This window comes from Rhodanobacter thiooxydans (assembly GCF_021545845.1).
Lineage (GTDB): Bacteria > Pseudomonadota > Gammaproteobacteria > Xanthomonadales > Rhodanobacteraceae > Rhodanobacter.
Window position 1 is genome coordinate 902,563 of sequence record NZ_CP088923.1, and the last position, 18,256, is coordinate 920,818.

Genomic DNA, 18,256 nt, shown 5'->3' on the forward strand with positions numbered 1-18,256 from the left:
GCTTGGGGATTCGATGAAGCATGCCGATGCCATGGAAGCGGGGCCGTCGCAAGGCGGATCGCTGCAGCTGAGCTGGCTGGCCCGGCTGATCGGCACGCATGCGCCGGAAGAGGTGGCTGCGGCGATCGCCGACCTGGTGCAGGCGCGTCCGGGCTGCGTCGCGGCCAGCGTGCGCTGGGGGCAGGGCGAGGTCGTTGCTGCGCAAGGCCGCCCGCCGATGTCGTTCGCGCCGGCCGATGCATCGTGGCTGGTGGCGGCCGCCCGCACGGCCGGGCCGCTGCGGCACCCGGACGGGCGACGTGTGGCGGTTCGCCTGTGCGCGCAACCCGACGTGGCACTGCTGTTGCTGGAATGGCAGCCGGGCCATGCCGACGAGCGCTTCCTCGCGGAGCTGGAAACGCCGCTGCGACTGGCCGGCCAGCACCTGCGCTGGGCCTTGGAGTGGGCCGAGCTGAAGGATTCGCACGAGCAGCTCGAACGCTCGGAGAACCTGCAGCGCGCGCTGTTCGCGATCTCGGACCTGGCCGGCTCCGAGCGCGACATGCCCGACCTGCTGCGCGGCATCCACGCCATCGTCAGCACGCTGATGTATGCGGAAAACTTCTTCATCGTGCTGCATGACGCCGTGCAGGACACGATCCGCTTCCTGTACTTCGTCGACCAGCAGGAGCCGGTGCCCCCCGGCGGCGGCCAGGACATGCCGCTGGGCGCGATCGAGCACACGCTGACCTGGTACGTGATGCGCGACGGCAAGGCGCGCATGGGCAATGCCGAGGAGCTGCGCAGCCAGGTGGTGGGGCCGGTGACCCTGATCGGCCCGGACAGCTACGACTGGCTCGGCGTGCCGTTGCTGCGCGACGGCCAGCCGCGCGGCGTGCTGGTGGTGCAGAGCTATCGCCGCGACATCGGCTTCACCGACGAGGACCTCACCCTGCTGGAGTTCGTCAGCAGCCACATCCTCACCGCACTGGAGCGCAAGCAGGGCAAGGACGAGCTGGAGCAGCGGGTGCAGCGGCGCACGCTGCAGCTGGCGGAGGCGAACCGCGGGCTGCAGCAGGAGATCGTCGAGCGCCAGCGCGCCGAGCACCTGCAGACCGCGCTGTTCCAGCTCGCCGAGCTGGCCACCGCCGACATCGACCAGGGTACGTTCTACCGGCGCGTGCATGCGGTGGTGGGCGAACTGCTGAACGCGCAGAACTTCTTCATCGGGCTGCTCTCCGACGACCGGCTCAAGCTGACCTTTCCCTACTCGGTGGACGCGGTGCTGGCGCCGCCGGCCGAACGCGTGCTGACCCGCGGCCTGAGCGAATACGTGATGCGCCTGGGGCGCGCGCTGCGGGTGAGCAACGCGGACATCGAGGAACTGGAGCAGCGCGGCGAGATCGCGCCGGGGCGGATGAGTTCTCCCGCGATGTACTGGCTCGGCGTGCCGTTGATCGTGGCCGACGAGGTCATCGGGCTGGTCGCCGTGCAGAGCTACCGCGCCGACGTGGTGTACGGCGCGGCCGACCAGGAACTGCTCAGCTTCGTCGCCTCGCAGGTCGCCAACAGCCTCACCCGGCGCCGCTCAGCCGAGTCGCTCCGGCGTGCCTACGAACAGCTGGAACAGCGGGTGGAAGAGCGCACGCTGGCCCTGCGCAAGGAAATCGGCGAACGCGAGCGCATGCAGGACCAGCTGCGCCATCAGGTCATGCACGACGCGCTCACCGGGCTGCCGAACCGCGGCTACCTGCGCGAGCGCATCGACCGCGCACTGGACGCCATGCGGCGCGAGCCGCAGCACCCCTGCGCGCTGTTGTACCTGGACGTGGACCGCTTCAAGATCATCAACGACAGCCTGGGCCACCTGGCCGGCGACGAGGTACTGAAGGAGGTGGCGCGGCGCCTGGCCGGCTGCGTGCGCCATCCGGATCTGGTGGCGCGGCTGTCCGGCGACGAGTTCGCGATCCTGCTGGAACAGGATGAGCTGCCGTGGGCAGCCACCGCCGTGGCGCAGCGCGTGCTGGACGCGCTGGACGCGCCGATGCGGGTGGCTGGCAAGGAACTGCCGGTGACCGCCAGCATGGGCATCGCCATCGGCGACGGCAACTACGTGGCCGCCGACGAGCTGCTGCGCGACGCCGATATTGCGCTGTACCGGGCCAAGCAGCTGGGCCGCAAGCGCTACGAGCTGTTCGACGAGCGGCTGGCGCAGAACGTGGTCGACGTGCTCGCGCTGGAAGGCGAACTGCGCCAGGCGCTGGCGCAAGGCTTGTTCGAGCCGTACTTCCAGCCGATCTGCGCGCTCGACGGCAGCGGGCGCACGCTGGGCTACGAGGCGCTGATCCGCTGGAACCATCCACAACGCGGCGTGCTGCGGCCAGGCGACTTCCTGAGGATCGCCGAGGACAGCGGGCTGATCGAGACGATCGACTGGCACATGTTCGAGCTGAGTTGCCGGCTGCTGCTGCAGCACGGACGCGACGACAGCTTCATGACGGTGAACGTGTCGGCGCTGCACCTGCGCCATGCGCATTTCGACCGGCGCCTGGTCCAGCTGCTGGAACGTACCGGGCTGCCGCCGCAGCGGCTGGTGCTGGAAGTCACCGAGGGCGCGCTGCTGGACAATCCCGAGCACGTGCGCGCCACGCTGGAGCGCCTGCGCGCGATCGGCATCGGCGCGGCGCTGGACGATTTCGGCACCGGCTACTCCTCGCTCAGCTACCTGCACTCGCTGCCGCTGCGCATCCTGAAGATCGACCGCGCCTTCGTGCAGGAACTGGACAAGGACGCCAACACCTCCAGCACCACCGTGGTGGCGGCGATCCTGGCGCTGGCGCGCGCGCTCGGCATCCAGGTGATCGCCGAAGGCATCGAGACGCCGACCCAGCGCGATGCGTTGATGGCGATGGGCTGCGAGATGGGCCAGGGCTACCTGCTCGGCCGCCCGGCGCCGATCACACAGTGGCGGGCGCCGGGCAGCGCCGGCGCATGAGCGGTTCTAGGCGCCGGCGGCGATCTGCCGCAGCGCCTGCTCGAACGTCTCCGGCGGCTGTCCGCCGGAAATCAGGTGCTGGCCGTTGACGATGGTGGCCGGCACCGAGCGGATGCCGCGCGAGGTGAAGAACTGCTCCTGCGCGCGCACTTCGTCGGCAAACTCGTCGCCAGCGAGGATCTGCCGCGCGCGCTCGCCATCCAGCCCCGCCTCGACGGCCAGCCGCACCAGCGTGTCGTGCGCGCCCACGTCCTCGCCGTCGGTGAAATAGGCGCGCAGCAGGATCTGCTTCAGCGCCAGCTGGCGACCTTCCAGTTCGGCCCAGTGCAGCAGCCGGTGCGCGTCGAAAGTGTTGTAGACGCGCTTGCGCCGCTCCATGTCGAAGATGAAGCCCAGCGCCGCGCCGCGTTCGCGGATCATTTCCTGGTTCGCGGCGATCTGTGTGGCTGAACTGCCGTACTTGTGCACCAGATGCTCGACCGCATCCTCGCCTTCCGCCGCCATCTGCGGGTTCAGCTCGAACGGCTGGAAATGGATCTCGGCGCTGATTTCGCCGTCCAGCTTCGCCAGCGCCTGCTGCAGCGAAGCCAGTCCGATCGCGCACCACGGGCAGGAGACGTCGGAGACGAAGTCGATGCGGACGGAAGCGGGCTTGGTCATGGGTTGTCTGCCGAAGCGGGAGAGGTGCAAAAGATGGGGGCGGCACAAGCCTCTTCAATCCGTCGCGTCAAGCGTACGGCGGCGCACGTCGCATGGGATGAGATACCAGCGATTACACTGAAGGTTTCCCGGACAGACCCCAGGTCCGGGCGATTCTTGCAGCTACCAGCGGGCAGGTACATGTCACATCGTCGAATCATCCACCAGATTCCGTCCGGCGCGGGCGGGGTTGCCTTTGGACATTCGGTGTCGCGATGAAAACCCGCGCACGCATTGCTACCTGGCAGCGGCTACGCCAGCAGCCCACCTGGAAACTGCTGGCGGCGGACAACGCGCCGCTGATTGCCGCCCTGCTGCAGGCGCTGCTGCTCGATGGCGAACGCCAGTTGCCGGCCTCGCTGCTGCATGAGCGGCTGGCGCGCGAATTGGACGAATTGCGCACGCATGGCCACACGGTGCCGCGCACGGCGCAGGCCTACGTGGCCGAATGGCTGGCCGCCGGCTGGCTGGAGCGGCGCTTTCCCGCCGGGGCCAGCGAGGAACAGTACGAGCTGACCGCGCCGGCGATCGCGGCGCTGCGCTTCCTGGGCAGCCTGGACTCAAGCCGCAGCGTGGCCACCGAGAGCCGGCTGGCACTGGTGATCCAGCAACTGGTGCAACTGGCGCGGCAGACCGATGCCGACCCGCACAGCCGCCTGGGCGAACTGCTCGCCGAGCGCGAGCGCATCGATGCGCAGATCGCCGCGGTCAGTGAGGGCCGGGTCGACGTGCTGGACGAGACCCGCGCGCTGGAGCGCGCCCGCGAGGTGATCGCGCTAGCCGACGAGTTGGCCGAGGATTTCCGCCACGTGCGCGACGATTTCCAGCAGCTGGACCGCGAGTTCCGCGAGCGCATCATCGACGACGAGCGCCAGCGCGGCGAGATGCTGGAGGCGCTGTTCGCCGGCGTCGACGTGATCGCCGAAAGCGAATCCGGGCGCAGTTTCGACGCGTTCTGGCGGCTGCTCACCGACGCCGAGCAGAGCGGCCAGCTGGAAGCGGCGGTGGACGCGGTGACCAGCCGCCCGTTCGCCCGCGCGCTGGACCGGCGCGAACGCAGCTTCCTGCTGCACCTCACCCGTACCCTGCTCGATCGCGGCGGCCACGTGCACGACGTGCTGCAGCATTTTGCGCGCAGCCTGAAGGGCTTCGTGCAGAGCCGCGCCTACCTGGAACAGCGCCGCCTGCACCAGTTGCTGAAACAGGCCCAGGTCGAGGCGCTGAAGCTGCGCGACCGGGTACGCAGCAACCAGGGCATCGACTACACGCTGACCCTGAGCAGCGCGCGGCTGCATTCGCTGTCGCGCTGGCGGCTCAACGATCCGCGCACCGGCCAGGTCGACGGCAGCATCGTCCGCGCCGACGGCGCGGCGATCTCGCTGGACAGCGTGGGCGAGCTGGTGGCGCAGTCGGAGATCGACTTCCGCAGCTTGAAGCAGCGCGTGCGGGCGTTGCTGGCCGAGCGCGCGCAGTGCTCGGTCGGTGCCGTGCTCGAACACTATCCGGCCGAGCAGGGCCTGGGCAGCGTGGTCGGCTACGTCGCGCTGGGTAGCCGCCACGGCATGCTGGTGGCCGATCGCCACGAATCGGTGAGCTGGCGCGGCGAGGATGGCCGCGAACGCCATGCGCGCATTCCTCTGCTGTACTTCCTCAAGGAAAAACGCGATGAACTGGTCTGAAGACAGGGACGAACCGACCCCGGAAAACCCGTTGCCGGAAAGCGTGGGCGATCCCGCGCTGTTCCCCGGCGACACCGGCAGCCTGCCGTTCGGGGCGCGCCGCGTGCTGTGCCAGTTGCTGGCCGGCCCCAGCGTGGACGCCGAGCGCCATGCGTTGCTGTGGCCGGTGCTGCTGCGCGAGGAAACCGCCATCCGCGCGCGCCTGAGCGACTTGTTTCTGGAGCTGGTGCTCGACCGCGACCTGCGCGTGGCCTTCGTGCGCCAGGCCGACACCGGCGAGCTGGAAACGCCGACCCTGCTGCGTTCCAGTCCGCTCACCTTCATCGACTCGGTGCTGCTGCTGGCCCTGCGCCAGCGCCTGGCCGAGGCCGAGGCGCACGGCCAGCGCGCCGTGGTGGAGGAGGACGAACTGCATGCGCAACTGGCCGTGTACGAACCGCCGCAGGGCACCGACCGCGCCGGCTTCGTCCGGAAGCTCAACGCGGCCATCGAGAAGATGAAAAAGAACAACGTGCTGCAGCCGATCCGCGGCAGCGAGGGACGTCACGAGGTCTCGCCCACGCTGAAGTTGCTGTTTTCCGCCGAGGACGTGCAGGCGCTGGGCGCGGTCTATCGCGAGCATCTGGCCGGCCGGCATGGTGGCGCGGACGTGGAGAGCGAGGAGGACGAGGGATGAAAAAGTCCGACGGCGCTCCTACCCTGTTCCTGTCCGACCTGCCCACGCCGCGCGAGGAGCAGTTCCGCATGCGCCGCCTGCAGGTACTCAACTGGGGCACCTTCTCCGGCCTGCACGAGGTGCCGATCGCCGAGCGCGGCTTCCTGTTCGTCGGCCGTTCCGGTTCGGGCAAGTCGACCCTGCTCGACGCGATGTCGGCGTTGCTGGTGCCGCCGGCGCTGGTGGATTTCAACGCCGCCGCGCGGGAGGCCGAGCGCAGCGGCCGCGACCGCTCGCTGGTGTCCTACGTGCGCGGCGCCTGGGCCGACCGCCACGACGACGATTCGGGCGAGGTCGCCACCCAGTACCTGCGTCGCGGCGCCACCTGGTCGGCGCTGGCGCTGGAATACCGCAACGCGCTGGGCCGCTGCGTCACGCTGGTGCGGTTGCTGTGGATCCGCGGCAACAGCTCCAGCGCGGCCGACGTGCAGAAGTATTTCATCATCGCCGAGCGGCCGTTCGACCTGGCGACGGAACTGGCCGGCTTCGACCTGGACATCCGGCGCCTCAAGCAGCGCATTTCCGATGTCCACTATCACGAGACTTTCAGCGCCTACGCCGAACGCTTCCGTCGCCTGCTAGGCATCGGCAACGACACCGCGCTGCGCCTGCTGCACAAGACCCAGTCGGCGAAGAACCTGGGCGACCTCAACCATTTCCTGCGCGACTTCATGCTGGAGCGGCCGGAAACCTTCGTCGTGGCGGAACGGCTGGTGGCCGAGTTCGCCGAACTGGACGAGGCGCACAAGGCGGTGGTCACTGCGCGCGAGCAGATCGAAACCCTGCGCCCTGCACGCACGGCGCACGACCGGCTGATGGACGTGCGCCGCGAACGCAGCGAACTGGACGAGCTGCTGGCCGGCATGGACGGCTACCGCGAGCGCCAGCGGCTGCGCCTGCTCGACACGCGGCTGGTCGAGCTGGACACGCTCGACCGCGGCCTCGAAGGCGAGGAGGGCCGCCGTCAACAGACGTGGGAACAGCACCAGCGTGAACTGGGCGACCTGCAGGCACGCCACCGCGAACAGGGCGGCGACCGCATCGAACAACTGCAACGCGACCACGACAGCGTGTCGCGCGAGCGCGATGCCTGCCTGCGCCATCGCGGCGTGGCCGAGAGCGCGTGCCGGCAACTGGATTGGCAGCTCGGCGCCACCCCGCAAGGCTTCGCCGAACAACTCGCCGAGGCGCGCAGCCTGCTGGACGCCAGCCAGGACGCCGCCGCCAATGCCGACCAGCGCATGCTGGAACTGGGCATGCAGAAAAAACAGGCCGAGCTTGATTTTGCCAGGGCACGTGCCGAGATCGCCGCGCTGGAAAAGCATCCGTCGAACGTTCCCGAATACATGCAGACCTTGCGCAGCCGGCTATGCGCCGCGGTGGGCCTGGCCGAGACCGCGCTGCCGTTCGCCGGCGAGCTGATCCAGGTACGCGCGGACGAAGCGGCGTGGAGCGGCGCGATCGAACGCCTGCTGCACGGCTTTGCGCTGTCGCTGCTGGTGGACGAGCGGCATTACGCCAAGGTGGCCGCGTGGGTCGACGCCACCCATCTGGGCGGCAAGCTGGTGTACCACCGCATCGGCGCCGCAGATGGGCTGAACGTGTCCGCGCCGCCACCGCGTTCGCTGCTGCACAAGCTGGAGCTGGCGCCGCATGCACACCAGGAATGGCTGCACGCCGAACTGCTGCGCCGCTACGACTACGCCTGCGTGGACAGCGTGCAGGCGTTGCAGCGCAGCGATCGCGCGATCACCGCACAAGGCCAGATCAAGCACGGCCGCAGCCGCCACGAGAAAGACGACCGCCACGCCGTCGACGATCGCCGCCAGTGGGTACTGGGCTTCGATAATCGCGACAAGCTGGCGCTGTACAAGGCCGAGGCTGGCGCGTTGGCGCAGCAGATTGCCGGTGCCGACCATGCGATCGCGGCGATCCACGCCGAGCGCAGGCAGCGGGCCGACCATGCCGCCGCCGCGCAGTCGCTGGCCAACCTGCGCTGGAGCGATATCGACGTCGCTCCGCTGCTCACGCGGCTGGATGCCATCGCCATCGAATTGGGCGAGTTGTCCAAAGCCAATGTGACCCTGCGCGACCTGGGCGAACGCATCGCCACGAAGGAAAAACAAGTTACTGCAGCGCAGCGCCTTCTGAATGACGTGCGCGTCGAACGCGATGGTCATAGGCGCGAACACGGACGGCTGGACAAGGAGCGCGCCCGCTGCGTCGACGACGTGGCGGCCAAGCCGCTGACGCCGCTGCAACGGCAGGGCCTGGATGCGCGCTGTGAAGCCGGCGCGGCGTTCACCCTTGGCAATCTGGCCGAGCGCACGCTCGCGATGGAGCGTGCGCTGAACCAGGGCATCGGCGCGCTGGAGACCGAGGCCGGTGCGCAGTCCCATCGCATCGTCAGCGGTTTCGAGGCGTTTCGCCGCCGTTGGCCGCAGGATGCCGGCGACGTGCAGGCCGATCTGCAGAGCGCGGCGGATTTCTTCGCCCGGCTGGAGCGGCTGGAACGCGACGGCCTGCCGGCCCACGAGGCGCGTTTCTTCGACATGCTGCGCACGCAGAGCGGGCAGAACCTGGTGGCGCTGCAGACGCACATCGCGCAGGCGCACAAGGCGATCCGCGCACGCATGGAAGACGTCAACGCCAGCCTGGAGAAAGTGCCGTTCAACCGCGGCAGCGTCCTGCAGATCCGGCCCGAGGATCGCCGCCTGCCCGAGGTGATCGAGTTCCGCCAGCAGCTGCGCGACGTGCTGGCGCACCAGCGCACCGACGACCGCGAACGCGCCGAGGCGCAGTTCGAAGGCTTGCGCAAACTGGTCGCCCGGCTGGCCTCGACCGACCCCGAGCACAAGCGCTGGCGCGAACAGGTGCTGGACGTGCGTCTGCACGTGGAGTTCATCGGCGAGGAACGCGATGCGGTGAGTGGCGAGCAGTTGGAGGTCTACCGCAGTGGCGCCGGCAAGTCCGGCGGCCAGCGCCAGAAACTGGCCACCACCTGCCTGGCCGCCGCGCTGCGCTACCAGCTGGGCGACGAGGACGGCGGCGTGCCGCAATACGCGGCGGTGGTGCTGGACGAAGCGTTCGACAAGGCCGACAACGAATTCACCGCGATGGCGATGCGCATCTTCGAGAACTTCGGCTTCCAGATGATCGTGGCCACGCCGTTGAAATCGGTGATGACGCTGGAGCCGTTCATCGGTGGCGCCTGCTTCGTCGAGATCAACGGACGGCACGATTCCGGCGTGCTGATGATCGAATACGACGCCGCCAGCCAGCGGCTGGACCTGCCGCGTGCGCGCGAAGGCGACGATGCGCAGTCCTGAGCAGGCGGTCGCCCTGCTGCGCGGCCAATGGCCGCGCCAGGCTGGTGATTGGCTGGGCGGCGGCGGCGAGTGGCCGCTGCGTGTATCGCTGGCGGCCCCGGGTGAAAAGCAGGCCAGCGCGCACTGGGTGGCGTTCGAGGCCTGGCGATCGGCGTGGAAGAGTTGGCCGGGCGGTGAGGTGAGCTGGATCGAGCGGCGCTGGCCCCTGCTCGGTCGCCAGGTGGTGCCGGAAGCGCTGTTGCTGCCCGACGCGAATGCACTGGCCGCCCTGCTCGGCGAAACCGTGCGCTGGCAGCGCGCCTGTGCGCGGTTCGCGACGTGGACGCAACGCTGGCCATCGCTGGCCACCGGGCTGCGCCGCCAATACCTTTTGCTGGCCGACACCGGGGAAACCGAGTTCATCCGCCTCGGTGACATGCTGGCGTGGCTGCAGGCACACCGTGCGTCGAACCTGTTCGCCCGCCAGTTACCGGTGGCCGGGCTCGACAGCAAATGGCTGGAGACCCGTACCGGCTTGCTCGGCGACTGGCTGCGCACGCTGGCCGATTTGCCCCGTGACACCGATTTCTGGCGAGCCAGCGGCTTGCGCCGCGAGCCCGATCGACTGCGCCTGCGCGTGCTCGATCCCGCTTTGCGCGCCCGCGTTGGCGGCCTGGGCGACATCCATGCGCCGTTCGACCAGCTGGCTGCGCTGGCGTTGCCGGCGCGCCGCGTGTTCATCGTCGAAAACAAACAGACCGGCCTGGCCTTCGACGACCTGCCTGGCGCCGTGGTGCTGATGGCGCGTGGTTATGCGGTCGATCGCCTGCATGAACTACCGTGGTTGCGTGCTGCCGATGCGGTGCATTACTGGGGCGACCTGGACACCCACGGCCTGGCCATCCTCGGCCACCTGCGCGGCCACCTGCCGCAAGTGCGGTCGCTGCTGATGGACGAGGCAACCCTGTTGACCCATCGCGCGCTGTGGGTGACCGAACCGCAACCGCACCGCGCCGACGCGATCGAGTACCTGGATACCGCCGAGCAGGCGCTGTACCGGGACCTGCGCGGCGACCGCTGGGGCGTGCGCGTGCGACTGGAGCAGGAGCGGGTCGGCTGGGATGTGGCGTGGGCGAAGATTCGTTCGATGGCAAGCGGATGAGTGGTTCGATCCGATGTGTCGGACGGCGGAGTGATGGTTCTGCCGCGTGAGCGGGCTCCTACAAGGGTGGGGATTGGAGTCGCTTGACAGACATGAGCCATCGCGCTCATTGAACGTTATTTCGTGTCAATCATCGTGACCGGGGAATTGCGCAAGCCGCCCGCCTTTCTCGCGAGCGCCGTCGGCGAGCAGGGCTGGCAGGGATTGCAGGATCGGATGATCGAGGCCGTCGTCACGCATGCGTCGGGCCAGCTCGCTGGCATGATCGGGCAAGGCCTCGGCCATGCCGGCAATGCGCGCCAGCGCCGGTTCGATATCCACGCGCGCGTCGCGCAGCAGCGTTTCCCAGTGGTGCCGGCGGATGTCGCGCAGGCGGTAGGTGCTGCCGATTTTCATCGCCATCGCCAGTTTGTCCTGGCGCAGCGCCGGGTAGGCAAGCGCGCTGCCCAGGTCGTACAGCGGCGCCAGGCGAACGCGGCCGCCGCGACCAAACAACAATGCGTGGTTCTTCGCGTGTGCATCGGTGCCGGCGATCAGCCAGTTGAACGCCAGTGCGTCGATGAAGGTATCCACGTCTCCGGACGGGGCGCTGGAATGGGTGCGCAATACGTCGATGATGGCTAGCGGGCCGGGGCCGCCGTCGCTCTGGTATTTGCGTGTTGGCGAAACGGCGAGCGCCTGGCACAGGTCTTCCTGATGTACGCGTAGCAGTCGGCCCTGATGCTCGACACGATCGAAACGGGCCACCACGATGGCGGGCTCGCCGTCGAACCGGTGCAATTCGGACTGCGCCACCGGCAGGCCGAGCCGGCGGGCCAGGGCGAGGCAAAAATGTTCGTTCTCGGCGTGGCCATCGAACGCGGCGGTCGCCGGCTTCAGGATGTGCGTGGTGGGTGTGCGCCCGGCGGGCACGCCCCAGCGGCCATCGCGTCGCAGCAGCGCTGTCTTCGGTTGCGCGCCGGCGAGACTGAACTGGCCATGGTCGGTGGCGCGGCGGGTGGCGGAAGGGTCGCGTCGCAGGGCACGCAGGCGTTCGCCGATCTCGGTTTCGTCCAGCCAGCCGATGTCATCGGCGACTTGATCCTGCAGCGCGGACAGGCGCTCGGTTGGCACGAACTGCACCGCACCGGCGCAATCCTCTCCGATGTGCGTCAGCAGGCCGAACGCGTTGCGGGCGGAGACGTGGAACCGGCTGGCCCAGTGCGCCAGGGTCTGCTCGTTGTCTGGCAGCAGCCCCCACAGGAAGGCGTCGATCACGGCATGCGGATGCGTCGCTCGTACCAGCGGCATGGATAGCGACAGCGGCAGGGCGTCAGGATGCCGACGCCACGCGTCCGTGTAGTCGAAACGCAAACGGTCGCTGCGTTCGCGGGCGACGGTGCCAATGGCCGTGCCGTCCATCACGGCGACCAGCGTGTCGACCGTCACTGCGGCTGCCGTGCGGCATCGATGATGGCGTCGATGTCGATATCCGGCGTATCGGCGACGTGACCATAGGAAAGTGTCGCCAAGCCGGTTTGCAGCGGGTTGTCGAGCGTGTTGAGGGCACGCAGCACCAGGCCCATTTCCGCGCGCGGCTTGCCGCGCTCGACCTCCACCACCCATTGCCGGCTGACACCGATGCGGCGGGCCAGCTCAGCTTGGCCAAGCCCGGCCTTCTTGCGGCTTTCACGCAGCAGGGCACCGATGTCCTGCGGAGTTCGGATGAACATGATGGCCTCGGAGTCACCGTACGGCGACATTACGAAATGTCAGCGATCGCGGACAATATAGCTATGTCGTCGCTCGTTGACAATATCCGGCAGGCTTCAGCTTTTCATGACGTTTCGAACTATGGCCTCGGCCGCCTTGATGCCGTCCACCGCGGCGGAGAGGATGCCGCCGGCGTAGCCGGCGCCTTCGCCGGCGGGGTAGAGGCCGCGGGTGTTGAGGCTTTGCAGGCTGTCGTCGCGCGTGATGCGGACGGGCGAGGAGGTGCGTGTCTCCACGCCGGTGAGGACGGCGTCATGCATCGCGTAGCCGCGCAGTTGCCGCTCGAACGCTGGCAGCGCCTCGCGGATCGCGGCGATCGCGTAGTCCGGCAGCGCGCTGTCGAGATTGCCGAGAGTCACGCCCGGTTGATACGAAGGCAGCACGTTGCCGAATTCGCGCGAGGCGCGGCCGGCGAGGAAGTCGCCGACGAGTTGCGCGGGCGCGTTGTAGTTTTCGCCGCCGAGCACGTAGGCGTGGCTTTCCAGCGCGCGCTGCAGCGCGATGCCGGCGAGCGGGCTGCCGCTGGCATCGAACGGCGCGAAGTCGGCGGGCTCGATGCCGACCACCACCGCAGCGTTCGCGTTGCGCTCGTTGCGCGAGTACTGGCTCATGCCGTTGGTGACCACGCGGCCGGGTTCGCTGGTGGCGGCCACCACAGTGCCCCCGGGGCACATGCAGAAGCTGTATACGGAGCGGCCACCTTTGCCGTGATGCACCAGCTTGTAGTCGGCCGCGCCAAGGATCGGATGCCCGGCCTGCGGGCCGAAGCGGTCGCGGTCGATCACCGACTGCGGGTGTTCGATGCGGAAGCCGATCGAAAAGGGCTTCGCTTCCAGGTGCACGCCGCGCGCATGCAGCATTTCGAACGTATCGCGCGCGCTGTGGCCGAGCGCCAGCACCACGTGGTCGGCACGAATCCGTTCGCCACTGGCCAGGGTGACGCCGCGCACGCGGCGCCCGCCGGCGGCATCGGCGTCGATCAGCAGATCGTCCACGCGCTGGTTGAAACGGATCTCCCCGCCCAGCGACTCGATCGTGGCGCGCATGTTCTCCACCATCGAGACTAGGCGGAACGTGCCGATGTGCGGCTTGCTGACGTAGAGAATCTCCTCCGGCGCGCCGGCCTCGACGAATTCGGTGAGCACCTTGCGGCCGTGATGCTGCGGGTCGCGGATCTGGCTGTGCAGCTTGCCGTCGGAAAACGTACCGGCACCGCCCTCGCCGAACTGCACGTTCGACTCGGGATGCAACTGGCGCTTGCGCCACAGGTCCCAGGTGTCCCTGGTGCGCTCGCGCACCTGCTTGCCGCGGTCGAAGATGATCGGGTGCAGACCCATCTGCGCCAGGATCAGTCCCGCGAACAGGCCGCAGGGGCCGAAGCCGATCACCAGCGGGCGGTGTTCCGGTCGCGGCGGCGCCTTGGCCACGAAGTGGTAGCTGGTGTCCGGCGTGGGCTGCACGTGCGCATCGCCAGCAAAGCGCTTGAGCAGCTCCGCCTCGCGCGGGGTGTCGATGTCCAGCGCGTAGATCAGCATGATCGCACCGCGCTTGCGCGCGTCGTAGCCGCGCCGGGCGATGGTGTAGCCGGTGAGTTCGGCGGCGCCGATGTCCAGCCGCCGGAGGATCGCGGCGCTGAGCGCGGCCTCGCCGTGGTCGAGCGGCAGCTTGAGGTCGGTCAGTCGCAGCATGGGAGCCCGGTGGGTCGATCGGCGAGGGGCGCGGGCCCGGTGGGCTATTGTCGATGCGACGTCGCATGCCCGACAAGGCACTCCGGCCTGCGACATCCCGTGCGCGCCCAAAGTCGGCGCCAACGCGGGCGGCGCGGCCCGAAAGTGACCTGTTGGGTCAGTTCAGGCCGCCAGCATGGTCAGAATTTGTTCGCCCGTGGCGCGCGGGTGCAGCAGCAGGTACTGCGGGCGCCGGTTGCGGTCGTGCCGGCGGGCGGCGACGACGCACGGCTCGCCGTCGGCGGCGGTGACGCACAACGGGGCCGGGCGGCGCCCGTCCCACGGGTGACGCAGCACCAGGCCGTGCTGCGGGCCACCGACGATGATGCACTTGATCTGTTCCATGACGTTTGCTCCGGGAAAGGGGGATGTGGAGGAGTTGCTTCCCCTTCTTGCAGGACGCAGGCCACGGGCCGACGGAAAAATGCGATGCGCATCACACTTTGGCGATCTGGCGGCGGCGACCCTTGCCCGGGTCGCCGCCATGCCGCCCTTTCAGGCGTTGCCGATGAAGTCGGTCTTGCCGATGTCGGTGCCGGCCTGGCGCAGGATGTCGTAGGCGGTGGTGCAGTGGAAGAACAGGTTCGGGATGGCGAAGTGCAGCAGGTAGGCCTGGCCTTCGAAGTTCATCTCGCCGTCGCGCATCTTCAGGTGGATCGTGCGGGTCTCGCTACCGTCGATCTGCTCCGGGGCGAAGCTCTTGATGTACGCGATCGAGCGCTCGATGCGGTCGTAGGCCTGTTCCAGCGTGGCCTCGTTGTCCTCGAAGCTCTGCGGCTCCACCCCGGCCAGGCGGGCGGCGCCACGGGCGGCCGTGTCGCAGGCGATCTGGATCTGCTTGATCAGCGGCAGCATGTCGGGGATCAGCCGCGTCTGCAGCAGCACTTCGTCGCTGACGTTCTTCGCCTTCGCGTGCTGCTCGCCTTTCCTCAGCACGTGGGCGAGGTTGCCCAGGGCGCGGACGAAGACGGGTACGGCGACCTGGTACATGGAAAGTGTCATGGATGATCTTCCTTTGGTTTGCGGGAGTGTTCGGGTGAAGCGGCGGCAGTCAGCGCCAGCGGCTTGCCGGGAAGCACGCCGGGAGCGGCTTCGCCGGGCCTCGGCGCCGTGGCCGCCGGCAGCCGGCGGGTGACCCGGGCGGCGACCACCAGGCCAGCCAGCATCAGCGCGGCCGAAAGCGCGAAGGCTACACCCGGCAGATGGACCGGCGAAGACGGCGCGATCGACAGCGCGAAAATCTGCGCGAACAGGTACGGCCCGAAGATGCCGGCGAAACTGCCGAGGCTGCCGATCGCACCCTGCAGCCGGCCCTGCTCGGAAGGGTCGACCTGCTGGGTCATGATCGACTGGATCGGCGGCATCGCCAGCCCCCACAGCGCCAGCAGCGGCACGCCGAGCAGGAACACCCCGCCGGTGTCGGCTGCGCCCATCACCAGGAACGCACCCACGCCGAACAGCATGCCGGCCAGCAATACGCGGCGTTCGCCGAAGCGCGGCGCCAGCCGGCCGGTGAGCAGCGCCTGCACCGCGCCGTCGCAGGCGCCGACCAGCATCAGCACGTAGCCGACCGCCTGCGGGCCCCAGTGGTAGCGGTAATCCGCATAAAGCACGAACACCGTCTGCAGCACGTAGTGCGCCAGGTAGACCAGGAACAGCACCACCGCCAGGCCGAGCACCTGCGGATGGCTGCGCAGCAGCTTCAGCGAGCCGAACGGGTGCGCGCTGTGCAGTTCGAGCCGGGCCGTGCGGCGCTCCTTCGGCAGCGATTCGGGCAGGATGAAGCAGCCGTACAGGAAGTTGCCCAGTGCCAGCGCCGCGGCCACCCAGAACGGCAGCCGCAGTGCGATGCCGCCGAGGAAGCCACCCACGCCGGGGCCGATGATGAAGCCCAGCCCGAACGCGCTGCCCAGGATGCCGAACGCGGTCGCGCGTTTCTCCTTCGGCATGATGTCGGCGATATAGGCATTGGCGGTGCTGAAGCTGGCCGCGGTCATGCCGAGCAGGATGCGCGCGGCGAACAGCAGCCACAGCGCGGGCGCCAGCGCCAGCACCACGAAATCCACCGCCAGGCCGAGGTTGGAGATCAGGATCACCGGCCGCCGGCCGTAACGGTCCGACAGCGCGCCCTGCACCGGTGCGAACACGAACTGCACGATCGCGAACACCGTGCTGAAGATGCCCACCCACCACGCCGCCTTCGCAATGCCGCCGCCGGCCAGCTGTTCGATCAGGTGCGGCAGCACTGGGATGATGATGCCGAACGCCAGCATGTCCAGCAGCACGGTGACGTAGATGAACGCCAGCGCGGCCCGGTGGCGTGGTGCGGCGGCAGTCGGCGGCGGGTCCATGGGCATGGCGCGGCGATGGGGAGGGCACGATAGCCGAACGGCCGCGGCGCGGCACGTGTACCCCCGTCGCGCATCGCGCGCCGACGCGGCGCGATACCATGGGCAAACCCTTCGCCAAGGAATCGCCATGCTCCGACGTCTGCTCCCCGCATGCCTGCTGCTGGCGCTGGCTGCCTGTTCCTCCAACCAGGGCGCCACCGCCACGGCACCGGTGTCGAAGGAGGAACTGGCGCCGGCGCCGGCCGCCAGCACGCCGGTGGTGCCAGCCACCAGCGACGCCGTGCAGCGGCACTTGGCCGATTACGCCACGGTGAAGCTCACTGCCGACCTGTCGAAGTTCGACGCGCGGCAGAAGAAGATGATCGCGCTGCTGGTCGAGGCGGCCGACAGCATGAATGCGATCTACTGGCAGCAGGCGTGGGGCGACAAGAATGCGCTGCTGCAGAAGATCGCCGACCCCGCCACGCGCGAATTCGCCGAGATCAACTACGGCCCGTGGAACCGGCTGGACAACGACAAGCCGTTCGTCGACGGCGTCGGCGCGCGCCCACTGGGCGCGCAGTTCTATCCGGCGGACATGACCAAGGCCGAGTTCGAAGCATCTGCGTTGAAGGACAAGACCGCGCTGTACACCTTGCTGCGCCGCGATGCGCAGGGCCAGCTGGTCACCGTGCCCTACCACGAGGCGTACAAGGCCGAACTGGAGAAGACCGCCGGCCTGCTGCGCCAGGCCGCGAAACTGGCGGAGGATCCCGGCTTCCGCAAATACCTCACGCTGCGCGCCGGCGCGCTGCTCAGCGACGACTACCAGGCCAGCGACTTCGCCTGGATGGACATGAAGAAGAACCCGGTCGACCTCGTGATCGGCCCGATCGAGACCTACGAGGACCAGCTGTACGGCTACAAGGCCAGCTACGAGTCCTACGTGCTGATCAAGGACCAGGCCTGGAGCAAGAAGCTGGCGCGCTTCGCCAAGTACCTGCCCGAACTGCAGCGCGAGCTGCCGGTGGCCGACAAGTACAAGGCCGAGAAACCCGGCGCCGACGCCGACCTCAACGCCTACTTCGCCATCTACTACGGCGGCGACGCCAACGCGGGCGCCAAGACCATCGCGATCAACCTGCCCAACGACGAACAGGTGCAGCTGAAGAAGGGCACGCGCCGGTTGCAGCTGGAAAACGTGATGCAGGCGAAGTTCGAGCAGATCATGCTGCCGATCGCCAAGGAGCTGATCGCCGACGACCAGCAGCACAACCTCAGCTTCGACGCGTTCTTCCAGAACACCATGTTCCACGAAGTCGCCCACGGCCTCGGCATCAAGGAAACCCTCAACGCCAAAGGCACCGTGCGCAAGGCGCTGAAGGACCAGGCCTCCAGCTTCGAGGAAGGCAAGGCGGACATCCTCGGCCTGTACATGGTGACCAAGCTCGCCGACAAGGGCGAGCTGGACAAGGCCAAGCTGATGGACAACTACGTCACCTTCCTCGCCGGCATCCTGCGCTCGGTGCGCTTCGGCGCATCCGATGCACACGCCAAGGCGAACATGGTGCGCTTCAACTTCTTCAAGCAGCAGGGCGCGTTCAGCCGCGATGAAAAGACCGGCCGCTACCGCGTCGACTTCGACAAGATGACCGCGGCGATGAACGCGCTGTCGGCCGAACTGCTGACCATCCAGGGCGACGGCGACTACGATGCGGCGAAGCGGCTCACCGACCAGCTGGGCGCCGTCGACGCCGAACTGGCCGGCGACCTGAAGCGGCTCGACCAGGCGCATATTCCGGTCGACATCCGCTTCGAGCAAGGGCTGGACGCACTGGGCCTCAAGCAGCCCTGAGTCGCCCGCCATGTTGTAGGAGCCCGCTCGCGGGCGATACTCTTTCGAATCCCGA

The 18,256-nt window shown here is 68.4% G+C and carries 13 protein-coding genes; 6 read left to right on the plus strand and 7 right to left on the minus strand.

Features of this window, described 5'->3' with window-relative positions; translation table 11 throughout:
- Window positions 1–13 precede the first annotated feature (13 nt).
- On the plus strand, window positions 14–2,974 hold the full coding sequence (locus LRK53_RS03860) for a bifunctional diguanylate cyclase/phosphodiesterase (RefSeq protein WP_027494107.1): 2,961 nt from the start codon (window positions 14–16) through the stop codon (window positions 2,972–2,974).
- A 6-nt stretch (window positions 2,975–2,980) separates the two neighbouring features.
- On the opposite strand, the gene LRK53_RS03865 is transcribed toward LRK53_RS03860, so the two are convergent.
- The gene (locus LRK53_RS03865) at window positions 2,981–3,634 is read right to left on the minus strand and encodes a DsbA family oxidoreductase (RefSeq protein WP_027494106.1); all 654 of its coding nucleotides are present in this window, start codon (window positions 3,632–3,634) and stop codon (window positions 2,981–2,983) included.
- Between the two features lie 254 nt (window positions 3,635–3,888).
- Between LRK53_RS03865 and LRK53_RS03870 the strand changes: the two genes are divergently transcribed.
- From LRK53_RS03870 to LRK53_RS03885, 4 genes are read left to right on the plus strand one after another with little or no spacing between them, the layout of a single operon-like run.
- Complete coding sequence (locus tag LRK53_RS03870) at window positions 3,889–5,352, plus strand: DUF3375 domain-containing protein (protein ID WP_027494105.1); 1,464 nt, start codon at window positions 3,889–3,891, stop codon at window positions 5,350–5,352.
- A complete protein-coding gene (locus LRK53_RS03875; protein WP_027494104.1) occupies window positions 5,339–6,028 on the plus strand; it encodes a DUF4194 domain-containing protein in 690 nt (229 codons plus the stop codon). Before LRK53_RS03870 ends, LRK53_RS03875 begins: the two co-directional genes overlap by 14 nt.
- Window positions 6,025–9,396: an ATP-binding protein gene (locus tag LRK53_RS03880; RefSeq protein WP_037090583.1), complete on the plus strand. Its 3,372-nt coding sequence runs from the start codon at window positions 6,025–6,027 to the stop codon at window positions 9,394–9,396. The genes LRK53_RS03875 and LRK53_RS03880 overlap by 4 nt, the downstream gene beginning before the upstream one ends.
- Window positions 9,383–10,537, plus strand: a complete 1,155-nt coding sequence (locus LRK53_RS03885; RefSeq protein ID WP_235642513.1) for a Wadjet anti-phage system protein JetD domain-containing protein — start codon at window positions 9,383–9,385, stop codon at window positions 10,535–10,537. Before LRK53_RS03880 ends, LRK53_RS03885 begins: the two co-directional genes overlap by 14 nt.
- Before the next feature lie 126 nt (window positions 10,538–10,663).
- Here the strand turns inward: LRK53_RS03885 and LRK53_RS03890 are convergent, their stop codons facing one another.
- The 6 genes from LRK53_RS03890 to LRK53_RS03915 all read right to left on the minus strand — a co-directional run bounded on the left by LRK53_RS03890 (window position 10,664) and on the right by LRK53_RS03915 (window position 16,367).
- Window positions 10,664–11,965: a type II toxin-antitoxin system HipA family toxin gene (locus LRK53_RS03890; RefSeq protein WP_027494103.1), complete on the minus strand. Its 1,302-nt coding sequence runs from the start codon at window positions 11,963–11,965 to the stop codon at window positions 10,664–10,666.
- Window positions 11,962–12,279: a helix-turn-helix domain-containing protein gene (locus LRK53_RS03895; RefSeq protein WP_081666681.1), complete on the minus strand. Its 318-nt coding sequence runs from the start codon at window positions 12,277–12,279 to the stop codon at window positions 11,962–11,964. Before LRK53_RS03895 ends, LRK53_RS03890 begins: the two co-directional genes overlap by 4 nt.
- Before the next feature lie 66 nt (window positions 12,280–12,345).
- Window positions 12,346–13,977, minus strand: a complete 1,632-nt coding sequence (locus LRK53_RS03900; RefSeq protein ID WP_027494101.1) for an NAD(P)/FAD-dependent oxidoreductase — start codon at window positions 13,975–13,977, stop codon at window positions 12,346–12,348.
- Window positions 13,978–14,139: 162 nt separating this feature from the next.
- The gene (locus tag LRK53_RS03905) at window positions 14,140–14,361 is read right to left on the minus strand and encodes a hypothetical protein (RefSeq protein WP_008433655.1); all 222 of its coding nucleotides are present in this window, start codon (window positions 14,359–14,361) and stop codon (window positions 14,140–14,142) included.
- A 150-nt stretch (window positions 14,362–14,511) separates the two neighbouring features.
- Complete coding sequence (locus LRK53_RS03910) at window positions 14,512–15,018, minus strand: DUF1993 domain-containing protein (protein ID WP_027494100.1); 507 nt, start codon at window positions 15,016–15,018, stop codon at window positions 14,512–14,514.
- Window positions 15,015–16,367: a TCR/Tet family MFS transporter gene (locus LRK53_RS03915; RefSeq protein ID WP_051257661.1), complete on the minus strand. Its 1,353-nt coding sequence runs from the start codon at window positions 16,365–16,367 to the stop codon at window positions 15,015–15,017. Before LRK53_RS03915 ends, LRK53_RS03910 begins: the two co-directional genes overlap by 4 nt.
- 127 nt (window positions 16,368–16,494) lie before the next feature.
- Here LRK53_RS03915 and LRK53_RS03920 point away from each other — a divergent pair, with 127 nt between their 5' ends.
- Entirely contained in the window at window positions 16,495–18,201 is a 1,707-nt protein-coding gene (locus LRK53_RS03920) for a dipeptidyl-peptidase 3 family protein (protein ID WP_027494099.1), read from the plus strand.
- The last annotated feature ends 55 nt before the right edge of the window (window positions 18,202–18,256 follow it).